This is a genomic window from Sinorhizobium prairiense (assembly GCF_029201645.2).
GTDB classification, from domain to species: Bacteria; Pseudomonadota; Alphaproteobacteria; order Rhizobiales; family Rhizobiaceae; genus Sinorhizobium; species Sinorhizobium meliloti_A.
The window spans coordinates 72,351-84,288 of record NZ_CP104130.1 but is presented as its reverse complement, the minus strand read 5'-3'; the positions used below and the strand labels follow the sequence as shown (position 1 = coordinate 84,288).

The window sequence follows — 11,938 nt, the reverse complement described above, 5'->3', positions numbered from 1 at the left end:
GGGCGTGCTCCGATGATGCTACCCGGCGGAAAAGGAACATCCCGATGAAGCCGCGTGAAGTGCTCGAAAAGTAGGTTAGGCGCTTCAAGATGTGTGACGCGGTCGCCGTTGCAGAACTATATCGTGAAGACGCCGTGCATCTTCCGGCAAAGCAGCGTTCTATCGAAGGTCGCTCTGCAATTTAGAAAATGTTTGAGCAGGATTTCGCGGTGGCGGGAACGACCTGCATTCCAGAGCTCATATATGAAATAGGTATGAGCGCAGTGCTTGAATGGCGCGATCCAATCGGCCGGCGAGGATGTGGCGCCTTCGCTGTGCGCGATAGTCGCATCGCCTTTGGCTATTGGGACGAACTTGCATCCGTTTGGGTGGCAGAATCTTCCACTTGAATGAAGACCGAGGATTGCCCTACCTGATTGCAGAACCTGAGGCCCGCATTGCCGACGTGCCGGTCGCATAGCACGAAGAGTTGTTGCCGTGGAAAATTGGTCTTCTAAAATAAAGCGACTGCCGAAGAGGGCTGCCTGATCGAGATTGGACCGACGATGGGATACCGCAACCCCTCTCTTTACACCCTTAGATACGTGGCCGAAATGCTCGAGGAGGACGAGGACTTTCTCCACGATTGCTCCATCGAGATGTTCTGCGAGGACGGACGCCTCAGCGCTTACGACAGCTTCCCAGCCTCAGAATTGAGCGAGCCTATCGTTGTCTTCACGGAGGACGGCGTCGATAATCTTCAGCACATCGTCAACGTGCGCAGAGAAATGGGTGACGCGCCGCCCAAGCCTGTGACAAAGGGTAAAGGTTTGAAGCAGTAACACCCGCGGTCCTCACCGGACGCATGCCTCACGCACCGCTGGAGCGGCCATTGATGCCGCGCGGTCGAAAGCTCGACGGCGACGCTGCGGGAGAGGCCCTTCGCGCAGGGAATTTTCCTTTGATTGCGCCGTCTGTTCAATCCAGTGAGGGGCAATCCGCGGGTAGGCAGCCTTCCGCGCCCAGTGTTTAGTCTCAGCGCCCGATCCTTTCACATGATCGGAAAACCTCTTCGGCCCCTCAGCCGTGAAGCTCGCTGCTCTTCCCGGCGCATGTCTTTAGCATCCATCGCGAGAATGGAGTCCATCCATACAATCGATTTTACCTGTCTTGGGGAATGCTGCATTGACGGAGCTGGGCACTGAGGCCCGTCTGTGTGCGACTCATACGTCGCGTTGTGGTTCTACACCGGGTGGCAACGGATTTGTGTCCGCTCGGTCCCCAGTCTGGTTCCTGCCGGAGGTGATAGGACGAGACTAAGCGAACCCTTTTAAAGAAGCGGAGGGGTAAGATGGCGAAGCTCACCGTTGTCATTGCGCACTACGGGCCGGTACTCAAGTCCGTCGACATCTGGACACCGGATGATCCCATAAACGCCTCTCGCAACGCTTGCCAGATGTTGAAGGGCGGGCGGAGGCTGAAGCACTAGTGGCCTATCGCAACTTTCTCTGCTTTTCTCAGAAGCCCGAAATCTCGCTTGCGCTCTGTCAACCTGGGCTGGCTGAGCTCCCGGCCTTACCGGCATGGTCTAAGTGCAAATGCCGACGGGGGCGATTGATCAGATCGGGAGTTTTGTCTGGCACCGGGCGAATGGATTGCGCCACTAAACCAAAAACAAAGATCTCCTGCAGCGGCTTGATTTTGGTCACTAGACGGCTGCCTATTTCGTCTGCGCAGTCGGCGCGGTCGGGCTCATGGTCCTCCAATCCTCCCGCTCGAAGAGAAAATCCTGTCCGAAGCAGGGCCGCTGCGATGTAGGCGAGCCGTTGCTTCCTGGTCTTTCGCGGGCGTGCACCGCGACGCCGAGCCTTGTCACCTTTTCTCTCGCCACCTCGCCACGGATGAAGACATGCGGTTCAAGGGCCTTGATCTAAATCTCCTCGTCGCGCTCGACGCCCTGATGACCGAGCGTAACCTCACGGCGGCGGCACGCAGTATCAACCTGAGCCAGCCGGCCATGAGCGCGGCTGTCGCCAGGTTGCGCACCTATTTTCACGACGACCTGTTTACGATGATTGGTCGCGAACTCGTTGCAACCCCCCGTGCGGAACGGCTCGCGCCCGCAGTCCGCGAGGCTCTGCTACACATCCAAATCTCCATCATTTCCTCCGACCCGTTTTGCCCAGCCCAATCGGATCGTTGCTTCAGGGTCATCCTTTCCGATTACGCCGCACTTGTCTTTTTTGAAAAGGTCGTGAAGCGCGTCGCTCGGGAAGCGCCCGCCGTCTGCTTCGAATTGCTGCCTCTCGCCGATAATTTCGATGAGTGCCTGCGGCGCGGTAACGCCGATTTTCTAATCTTCCCAGAATTGTTCATGTCGCGCACGCATCCTAAGGCGACGCTGTTCGACGAAACCCTGGTGTGCGTAGGCTGCCACTCGAACAAGCAACTCACAGATCGACTTACATTCGAGAAATACATGTCGATGGGGCACGTTGCGGTGAAGTTCGGGAACGCCCGGACGCCTTCTATCGAGGAGTGGTATCTGCTTGAGCATGGGCTCAAGAGAAATATCGAGGTCGTCGTGCAGGGTTTTGGCATGGTTCCGTTCATGCTATCGGGCACCGAGCGTATCGCGACACTGCCCTTGCGGCTGGTCAAGCGATTCGCGAAAACAACACCGCTGCGGATCGTCGAACTTCCGCTACCATTGCCCGCATTCACCCAGGCAGTCCAGTGGCCCGCCCTTCATAATAGTGATCAGGCCAGCCTCTGGATGCGGGAGGTGTTCTTCCAGGAGGCGTCCCGCATGGCCTCCCCACGGGAGATCAAGAGACGTCTCAGACGTTCCTGACATGCTAACCGCTCGCCATTTTTCGGTCTCATGAGCCTTGATGATCGAAGCCACGGCAAATGCGCCTGCGACGTCATTCGCGTGTCGAGCGCCCACAACGGCGTCTCGGTGGATCTCCGTGTCGGCAGTCCCCTGCACTTGGCTCATCCGACCAGCCGAGCCGCGGCTTCGCCAGTCGGCATGTCAATGAGCGTGATCGCGCTTGCAGCAAGAAAACGGCGCTCGTTATTGGTCAGCGCTGCCGCATCGAGCACCGCAAAACGTGGTCCGCTGGATCGCTTCATAATCTGTCGGGCGTAGATGCGCAGCATCTGGTCGTTGAAGCGGCAGCCAAGGAAGAATAGGCCGCGGCTGGTGCGACGGTCTTTCACCACTTCAGGGATTGGCGTTTGAATATCGATCTCAGTCAGGACTTCGACATAGTCGGAATCTGAGACGAGGAAGTTTGCGGCCGGTCTGACGCTGCCATGAGGCGTGTAGAGCACCGTCTTTGCCGTTGATCCGAGTTCGACTTCCCTCCCGGACAAATCGTAGGCTTTCGTCCAAATGTCGCCGATTTCATTCGCCCGCGAGACTCCTTGTATCTCAACCACGTCCGTTCGGCCGGTCTCCGCCACGGCCGCGCGCATCGTTCCGTCGTACCAACTATCGATGATGACTGAGAGGGGCAGGGTTGCGAGCCAGGTATGAAGCGCGGTCGGCGCCGCCGGGGCTGCGAAGAGCTCGGCCATCCAGGTTTGAAGCGTCCGGCGATGCCGACGCTGTTCAATGAACTGCGCGACCGACCACATATTGGTGCGTATTCTGGAAGGAGCGAGCGCCCGCCTGTTAAGTGCCGCGGCGACGGCTTCCGGCGTGTGCGGTATAGTGGGTTCCGCGGAGTTGAGCAGCAGGAGACCCGGACCGAGATAGGGAATGATGCTGTCGGCGGCCAGCGCTTCCTTCAGCAGTTCAAGCCGCCTGCCGGCGTTACTGTTGCGAACGATCAAGAGCCGCTCCGAGGTCAGGATCGAGTTCATGCTGTCTTCTCTTGCGGCGTGTCCTGGCATCTGCAGTATCAGTCCTCGTCGAAGATTCTCTTGGCCTCGACGGTGATCGGCAGGCGCGTATCGCGTGGCAAATCGGGCAGGGCGATGCGCCACCCGTTCTTGAGCGTTACAGCCCCGCCCCACAGGTCTTCTTTCTCGACCTTGATGATTGGCTCTTCCAGATCCTTCTTGGCAACATAGGCCGACAAACCGGTGCTGGTTCTGCGGATCATGACCTTCATTTGGCTATCCTTTCCGAGAGGACGGTGGCAGCTTTTTTGACGCTCCTGAGTTCACGCGCGCGCATGCCGACAACGGTGCCGCGATCGACCCATTCGACGGCATAGACGTAAAACTGCTGGAGAAAGATACCGATGTCGCGCACATACCCCTCGTCGCCCTTCCGCACCAGGTTTTCGCCGATAGTTTTGCCGGGATAGGTGCCGTCATTCTTTATATGGCGGGTAGCGCGGACCCGCTCACCCGGCATGAATCGTGGCGGGTTGCGGATCTCGACCTCCTGTTCGCGTGAAAGGCCCATTGCGTTCTTTCCCATTTTAAAGTGCATGATGTCGATGAAGGAGCTCGAGGGCCCCCGGAAGCACACCCGTCCGGGTTAGGCGGGAACGCAGGTCTTTGGCACTGGACATACGGAGGCACATTGCTGGAGCTCGTATTCTCCCTTGCATTCGGTGCACTTTTTTGGATCGATCACGTAGGCCTCTCCTTTGAACTTGATCGCGCCGGAGGGACATTCAAATTCACAGGCACCGCACTGGGTGCATTGGGATGCGATGATCCTGAATGCCATATTCAGCTCCTGGTTCGGTTGGAATGAGGGCTCAAGCGGTGGCCGTCAGCGGTTCGGCCGCAAATTCGGCGGCGTAAAGCGCGCTGATGGCCCTCTCGATGTAGTCATAGCCATAATCGTCGGTTGCTCGGATACCAGCCTCCGTGAGCTGATCCCTAGGGCAATCTCCGATTTTGGCGCACAGTATGACATCTATACCTTCAAGCGCAGCGATGACGGTCTTAAGGGCGGGTTCCTCACCCCAGCCGCCGCGGCAATACTGCTCGACCTTGCGATGCCCAACGAAGGTGATCCCGCTCGCCGAGGCTTCATAAACCTGGAATTCCTTCGCATGTCCGAAGTGTTCGTTGATTCGCCCGCCGCCCTTCGTTGCAACGGCGACGAGAAGAGATCCGGCGGAGCCTGCCGCCTTGACCACTCCGATCGCCTCGCTCTTGGCCGCCACGTGATCGCCTCGCTCGCGCGCGACCACTTCCCGATAGCTCTCGCGCTTACTGGCGTCGTAGCTCACCTTATCGGGGATCTGATCGAGGGTGAATTCCCGCCCACGATCTTCGCCGAGCAGACCTACCGCGTCCGCCCGGCACTGCCGGCAGTGGCGCATCAGCTTCGCGCCCCCATCGAGCCGATCTTGAAGCGCCTTCAGTTCGGTTGCCCGCGGGCCGCGCTGCCCGGTCAGCCCGTAATGCGTGCCATGCGCCGCGTCGGAAATCAGCGGCATCACGTTGTGCAGGAAGGCGCCGCGTTCCTTCACCCATCTGTTCACCTCTAGCAGGTGCTCTTCGTTGACGCCTGGGATCATCACCGAATTGATCTTGGTGAGGATGCCGCGCGCCGTCAGCATCTCCAGGCCCAGCATCTGGCGCTCGTGCAGAATTTTGGCGGCTTCCAGCCCTGTGAAGCGGCGGTGGTCATGAAAAATCCAGGGATATATCTTCGCGCCGACTTCGGGGTCGATCATGTTGATGGTGATCGTCACGTGATCAACATTCATGGCAGCAAGCTCGCCGACATGGTCCGGCAGCGCTAGACCGTTAGTCGAAAGGCACAGCTTGATGTCCGGGATTTCCCGGGCCACTCGTTCAAATGTTGCCTTTGTCTTCTCCCAATCATAACACGCATCGCCCGGTCCGGCGATGCCGAGCACGGAAAGCTGCGGGACTTCATTGGCGACCGCAATGACCTTTCTGAGCGCCTGGTCCGGCGTCAGCTTTTCCGACGCGACCCCGGGCCGGCTTTCGTTAGCGCAGTCATATTTACGATTGCAGTAGTTGCACTGGATATTGCAGGCCGGTGCGACCGCGACATGCATGCGTGCGAAGTAGTGGTGCGCTTCTTCTGAATAGCAGGGATGGTCCTTGATCTTCTCCCAGATAGCCGAGTCCACGTCGTCCGGCTTTGCGGACGAGCCGCAGGATGAGGATGTGCAAGCACCAGACGTCGCAGTCGCCAGCAGTTGGTTCATTGTTGACCTGCTGGTCAGGCTCTCAAGCGAAATCATCGGTGCGGGCATTGAAGGCTCCGTTGCTGCGTAATGTCGCGGTTCAAAGAGCAAGCGCCATGCCAGTAAAAAAAGGGGCTTTTTTCAATGGGTTAGTTCTCGTGTCCGATTTCCTCCATTTGCTTCCCGACATCGTTTTGTCTGGCTTCCGACAATGGACAGATATCTGTTCCGAAGGCGTCGTGCCTCAAGCACAAGAGGGGAGGAGGGGGAGGCTGGCCGCCGGTTGACTTCACCCCAGCTTAAAACTTCTTTACCTCGATGTGGTGCCTGCGGAGAGCATAACCGACCTGACGCGGCGTGAGGCGGAGGAGGCGAGCCGCTTTAGCCTGAACCCAGCCCGACTTCTCCATTGCGTCGATCAGACGTTCGCGCTCCGTCAGACGGGGACCTATCGCGGGGCAGCCAGAATCGTTCGGATCACAGGCTTTGGAGGATAGCTCGCCCTGCGAGGCGCCGGCGCGCCTGGTCGAGAACTCATCGATGGCGGAGCCGTCGTTTGAACCATCGGTTCCTTTCCACAGGAGGGAAGAGAGGCACTGGCTGTTCCTACAGGCGAAATCCGACGGAACGATCGTCGTTGACTGGGCGAGCGTGGCCGTCCTCCGAATGCAGTTTTCCAGCTCACGGACGTTCCCCGGGAAGCGGCATTGCGAGACGAGGTCAAGCGCCGACGGCGCGAAGGCGAGTTCGCGGCCATTCTCCTTGTTGAATCGTTTGAGGAACACTCTTGCAAGACGCGCAATGTCGCCGGGCCGGTCTCTGAGCGGCGGCAAGACAATCGGCACCACATTGATGCGGTAATAAAGGTCAGCCCTGAACTCCCCATTCGCCACGGCCGTCTCAAGATTCTTGTTGGTGGCGCATATGAGGCGAACGTCGACTTTTAGCGTTCTGGTGCCGCCAACACGCTCCAGTTCACCTTCCTGCAGGACGCGCAACAGTTTGGCCTGAAATGCGGGGAAATCTCGCCGATTTCATCAAGCAACAGAGTTCCGCCATTTGCGAGTTCGAAACGGCCCGCGCGTTGCGAGATAGCCCCGGTGTAGGCGCCCTTTTCATGCCCAAACAGCTCCGACTCCAGAACACTTTCAGGCAGTGCGGCGCAGTTCAATTTTACGAAAGGTTTCGTCCTTCGACGTGAAAGCTCATGGATGGCCTGTGCAAAGAATTCCTTGCCGGTGCCGCTTTCGCCCCGCAGGAGTATGGTAGTATTGGTCGGTGCCACGGCCGAAACGATTGCGAGCACCTGCTTGACTGCGGGACTTTCCCCGACGATCCAGTCAACTTTGGCAGGCAGACGCCCGCCGTTGTCGTTCCTTTCACTGTCGGGGAACTTCTCCCGTCTGCCTTGCTCCTCCGGAAGCTGCTGACCATCCACGCCACGAGCGCGATGAAGCCAAATCGTCTGGCCGACGAGGTTGGCGACCATTGTGAGAAAGCGAACGTCCTCGTCATGGGGAAAGCTGGCGTCGCCCCTAAGGCGGACGATCGATAGTGTCCCAAGAATTTTGCGCTCGGCCTTAACCGGGACACCTATAAAGCTACCGGGGATGACGCCATCGCTCGGAGGCGTCTGAAGATCAGCCTGGAATAACTCCGACTTGCTAGCATCCGGTATGACGACGGGCGCCCCTGTAGCAACGATCTCGTCTACTATGGTCTGCGGTATAGCTCGGTCACCGCCGGATTGAGGTGAGGGCGTGACCCCGGCAGTCGTACTAATTACTGGCTCGTTTTCGTCTTCGAGGACGACGATTGCTCCGTGATGCATTTCCAGCATGGAGGAGAGGATGTTCACGACATTAGTGAGCGTGATCTCCAGCCGGGTGGGGGCCATCAGGACTTTCGATATCTGGTAAATTCCGCTGACGGAGAGATCCGTCGATTCAGACCGCCCTCCTTCGTCGAACCGACCGTGCAGCATTTGAAACTCCTCAGGGGTTGTCAGGTGCTCCTCTCAAGCGACCTTTTTGTTCTGAACTCTGGAAGCATAGTACTCCAAGGTCCTTTTGTGCAGATTTTTGACAACCTGAAAATCTGACGGCGTTTTTTTCAATACCTGCGGGAGAGTTTTGCAGTACCTGCGAGATGATTATCCGAACTTGAAGAGGACACCGAAGCCGCCTCGCGGGTAATTCCACTCGATTTCACCACTTGCCTCGCAAAGGATCCTGCATGTACCGCACTCCATGCACCCGTCGGCGGTGATTTCCACCTGGCCCTTGTCATTCAACTCATAGCATTTGGCCGGGCAGATACTCGTCAGGGCGAACAGGTTCGCGCTCGGCCAGTGGTGCGGTCGCACTTTAATGTGCGGGCGTCCTGGATCGACTACGTAGCGGTTCTGGTAGAGCTTGTCCTCTACGCGCAAGTTAGTGACTGCTATCGTCATCTCATCTCTCCTTCAGCGCCAGGCGAATGCCAAGCGTAGTGCGTCACTGACGAGCCCCCATCGCGAACGAGCCTTGATGAAGGCGGCCATGGTCGCCCGTTCCTTGTCGATCTTCGGGGTGCTATCGACCCGCATGAAATTCTGTGCCGCCTGCGACAGCAACTGCGGATAAGTCGTGAAGAAATTGCGAGAATTGGTGTGAAGCAGGGCTGGCATATCCTTGTATTTCCTCAAATCTTTTATGACGAAGGACTTGTCCAGCATTGACTTGTAGAGGGCGAGGTTTTCCTTTGTCATGGGGTGCCCGCGTTTCTTGACCTGAAGAATAGCCTCACCGGCGAGGCGCCCCGACGTCATGGCGAGGTTGGATCCCTCCCGGTGCACCGCATTATTGAGCTGCGCTGCGTCGCCTACGACCACCCACCCATTGCCGAAGAGCTGCGGGATTGCCTTGTAACCACCTTCCGGAATGAGATGAGCGGCATATTCCTTGACCTCCGATCCCGCGATCAGCGGCTGAATCGACGGATGGTTCTTGAAGTTTTCGAGCAGCACATAAGGGCTCTCCATTGTCGCGGCAAAATCCGAGACGAGGCAGCCGATGCCGATCGAGATAGACTCTTTGTTGGTGTAGAGGAAGGCGAGTCCCGCCATGCTGCGGGAGATGGTGCCGGCTGCCTCGATGACGCAGCCCTCGTTGGCCTTAAGGCCGAACCGCTGGTCGATGACCTCTTCGGGCAGGAAATGCATTTCCTTGACTGCGAGCGCCACATTTTCGGGCTTCGGTGTCTCACGCAAGCCAGCCCGCGTGCCGAGTAGCCCATTGACGCCTTCTGCGAGAACGACCACGTCCGCAAGGATCACATCGCCGGCGCGGTCGGTGCGAACGCCGATGACCGTTCCATCTGTGTCGCGGGCGAGTTCCGTCACCGTCGTCTCGGAAAGAACCGTCGCTCCCGCCTCGCGCACCTTGCGCGAAAACCACTTGTCGAACTGGGCACGAATGACCGTGTAGCGGTTGGGGTTTGACTCATTGAAGTCATCCGACCGGTATTGCATCCCGATGTGGGACGTGTCGTCCATCATCCAGAAGCGCTGCTCGACCAGATGCCGCTCCAGAGGCGCATCATCTCGAAAGTCGGGGATGATCTTCTCGAGCATATTTGAGTACATGATGGCGCCCTGGACATTCTTGGAGCCCGGATACTCGCCGCGCTCCAGCTGAAGCACTTTGAGGCCGCGGCTCGCCATCATGTAAGCGGCTGCGTTGCCGGCCATACCGGCCCCGATAACGATGGCGTCGAAGTTTTCCTCGGTCATGGCCGTGTTCCTCAGTTCGCAAGCTTGTCGCGACTGTGCGGCGACAGCCGACGGGTGAAGACTTCCGTCAATGACGGCAGAAAGCGGATAGCATCGGTTACGACGCCAAGATGAGCGAAATCGAAAATCGGCGCGTTCGGGTCCGTGTTGATCGCTACAATGAGATCAGCGCCCCCGACGCCGACCCGGTGCTGGATGGCGCCTGAGATCCCGGCCGCTATGTAGAGCTTCGGCCGAATAGTCTTGCCAGTCTGGCCGATCTGCCGATCGGCCGGCATCCAGCCTTTCTGTACCAAGGGGCGCGAACAGCCATATTCGGCCCCAATTGCACGTGCGAGATTTTTCACAAGCTTCAGGTTCTCCGCGGCGCCAATACCGAGGCCTCCGGCAACCACGACGTCGGCATAGGCGAGATTGGCGTTTAACGACTGGCCGTCGGACAGGAATCCGAGAGCCTTGGTAACGATCTCTTCCTCTACCATCGGCACGTCGTGCTGAATGACACGCCCGATCGGCTTATCCATGCGCTCCGGCATGGCCATCACCCTTGGCCGCACTGTGGCCATCTGCGGGCGGCAGTTCAGCGTGTAGATCGTGCATAGCAGGGAGCCGCCAAAAGTCGGCCGTGTGGCCGCGAGGGAGCCGTCGGTGTCCACGTCAAGTTCGGTGCAGTCGGCGGTTAGTCCTGTCAACAAGGTCGTCGCTACGGAACCGGCTAGGTCGCGGCCGAGCGTGGTGGCGCCCAGAAGCAGAATCTCGGGTTTGTGGGTAACAACAAGATCCGTCATTGCTTTGGTGAAAGGCTCGTTGCGATAGTCGGCGAGCAGCGGGGCCTCGACGATGTAGGCGAGGTCGGCGCCATAAGCGAAGGCCTCGGAGACGGCACACCAGGTAGCCTCTCCCGGCGGTCCGAGAACGACGCCGGCAAGCTCGACACCCAGCTTGTCAGCGAGCTTGCGCCCTTCGCCGAGCAGTTCGAAGGAGACGGGATGGACCTGGCCGCGCTCCAGCTCGATGAAAACCCAAACGTGCCGATAGTCCTTGTAATGCTCGGGCAGCTCCTTCTTCATGCCGGCGCGGCCGGCGGCTGGAGGAGGGGTGTCTCGTTTCGTGCTCAACATCGTCGCTCCTTGCCTTCAATCGTCGCCATCGAAGGCGAGTTCGTCTTCGAGCGCCGGCTGGCGCGAGAAGATCCCGGCGATCAACTCTTCAGCAAGATCGTGGGGCGTCTTTTCGGTGGTGTCGATTTGCTCCGCCTTGTCGGCCCGCGCAGTAGGGGCAAAGACGCGTTTGACGACGGTTGGAGAACCGCGCAGGCCGCATTTGGTGAGGTCCTCAATGCCGGCGTCTGCCGCACTCCACTTCACGATCTCGCTGCGCGCGGCGCGTAGCGCGTCGTTGAGTGAGCCGCGGCGGATCTCGTTGGTGCCTTCCAGCATTGTGATGAGGCAAGGGAGCTTGCTCATCAGCGTCTGCGTGCCTCCTTCCGAGCGGCGCTCCACCGTGATCTCGCGCGCATTGAGATCGATCGAGACGATCTTCGCGACGTAGGTGAGCTGCAGAAGGTCGAGGCGCTTGGCGATACCGGGCCCGACCTGGGCCGTGTCGCCATCGATCGTTTGCTTGCCCGTGAAGACGATGTCAGCCGCACCGAAGGTCTCGCCGATCTTCGCGATAGCTTGAGAAAGGGCGAATGAGGTCGCCAGAGTGTCGGAGCCGGCAAAATGTCGGTCGGTCAAAAGAACGGCGCGGTCGGCGCCGTACGTAAGCGCCTTGCGCAATGCGTCCTCTGCCATGGGCGGACCCATGGTGAGCACGGTGACCTCGCCGCCATGGCAGTCGCGCAACCTGAGGGCCTCCTCCAGGGCGAACAGGTCATAGGGGTTGATGATGGTTGGCACCCCCTGACGCATGATTGTGTTCGTCACCGGATGGACTCGTATCTGTGCGGAGTCCGGCACCTGCTTGATACAGATTACGATGTGCATGGCGATGTCTTACTCCCGACTATCTGGATAGCGCGCATGGTACTCATTTCCTTGAAAGCATC

At 58.7% G+C, this 11,938-nt stretch carries 11 protein-coding genes and 1 pseudogene; 2 read left to right on the top strand and 10 right to left on the bottom strand.

Annotation, left to right across the window (positions count from 1 at the left end; all coding sequences use genetic code 11):
- Positions 1-545: 545 nt before the first annotated feature.
- On the top strand, positions 546-821 hold the full coding sequence (locus N0Q91_RS00430) for a hypothetical protein (RefSeq protein ID WP_275596261.1): 276 nt from the start codon (positions 546-548) through the stop codon (positions 819-821).
- A gap of 1,067 nt (positions 822-1,888) precedes the next feature.
- Complete coding sequence (gene nodD1, locus N0Q91_RS00425) at positions 1,889-2,833, top strand: transcriptional regulator NodD1 (RefSeq protein WP_275596260.1); 945 nt, start codon at positions 1,889-1,891, stop codon at positions 2,831-2,833.
- 143 nt (positions 2,834-2,976) lie between these two features.
- Here nodD1 and N0Q91_RS00420 read toward each other — a convergent pair whose 3' ends face one another.
- The 10 genes and pseudogenes from N0Q91_RS00420 to N0Q91_RS00375 all read right to left on the bottom strand — a co-directional run bounded on the left by N0Q91_RS00420 (position 2,977) and on the right by N0Q91_RS00375 (position 11,876).
- On the bottom strand, positions 2,977-3,852 hold the full coding sequence (locus tag N0Q91_RS00420; RefSeq protein WP_275596259.1) for an SIR2 family NAD-dependent protein deacylase: 876 nt from the start codon (positions 3,850-3,852) through the stop codon (positions 2,977-2,979).
- Positions 3,853-3,890: 38 nt separating this feature from the next.
- On the bottom strand, positions 3,891-4,103 hold the full coding sequence (nifT, locus tag N0Q91_RS00415; protein ID WP_085025963.1) for a putative nitrogen fixation protein NifT: 213 nt from the start codon (positions 4,101-4,103) through the stop codon (positions 3,891-3,893).
- Positions 4,100-4,402 (bottom strand): nitrogen fixation protein NifZ, encoded by a 303-nt coding sequence (locus N0Q91_RS00410; protein WP_275596258.1) that lies wholly within the window; start codon positions 4,400-4,402, stop codon positions 4,100-4,102. Before N0Q91_RS00410 ends, nifT begins: the two co-directional genes overlap by 4 nt.
- Positions 4,403-4,477: 75 nt before the next feature.
- The gene (locus tag N0Q91_RS00405) at positions 4,478-4,672 is read right to left on the bottom strand and encodes a 4Fe-4S binding protein (protein ID WP_085025965.1); all 195 of its coding nucleotides are present in this window, start codon (positions 4,670-4,672) and stop codon (positions 4,478-4,480) included.
- Positions 4,673-4,703: 31 nt separating this feature from the next.
- Positions 4,704-6,185 (bottom strand): nitrogenase cofactor biosynthesis protein NifB, encoded by a 1,482-nt coding sequence (gene nifB / locus N0Q91_RS00400; protein WP_275596257.1) that lies wholly within the window; start codon positions 6,183-6,185, stop codon positions 4,704-4,706.
- A gap of 230 nt (positions 6,186-6,415) precedes the next feature.
- A pseudogene (gene nifA, locus N0Q91_RS00395) lies at positions 6,416-8,100 on the bottom strand (nif-specific transcriptional activator NifA).
- Positions 8,101-8,268: 168 nt separating this feature from the next.
- Entirely contained in the window at positions 8,269-8,568 is a 300-nt protein-coding gene (locus tag N0Q91_RS00390; protein WP_275596256.1) for a ferredoxin family protein, read from the bottom strand.
- A gap of 12 nt (positions 8,569-8,580) precedes the next feature.
- Positions 8,581-9,888 carry an FAD-dependent oxidoreductase gene (locus N0Q91_RS00385; RefSeq protein WP_275596255.1) on the bottom strand — a complete coding sequence of 436 codons (1,308 nt, stop codon included), beginning with the start codon at positions 9,886-9,888 and terminating at the stop codon, positions 8,581-8,583.
- A gap of 11 nt (positions 9,889-9,899) precedes the next feature.
- The gene (locus N0Q91_RS00380) at positions 9,900-11,009 is read right to left on the bottom strand and encodes an electron transfer flavoprotein subunit alpha/FixB family protein (protein WP_275596254.1); all 1,110 of its coding nucleotides are present in this window, start codon (positions 11,007-11,009) and stop codon (positions 9,900-9,902) included.
- A gap of 15 nt (positions 11,010-11,024) precedes the next feature.
- Positions 11,025-11,876: an electron transfer flavoprotein subunit beta/FixA family protein gene (locus N0Q91_RS00375; protein ID WP_275596253.1), complete on the bottom strand. Its 852-nt coding sequence runs from the start codon at positions 11,874-11,876 to the stop codon at positions 11,025-11,027.
- Between the last annotated feature and the right edge of the window lie 62 nt (positions 11,877-11,938).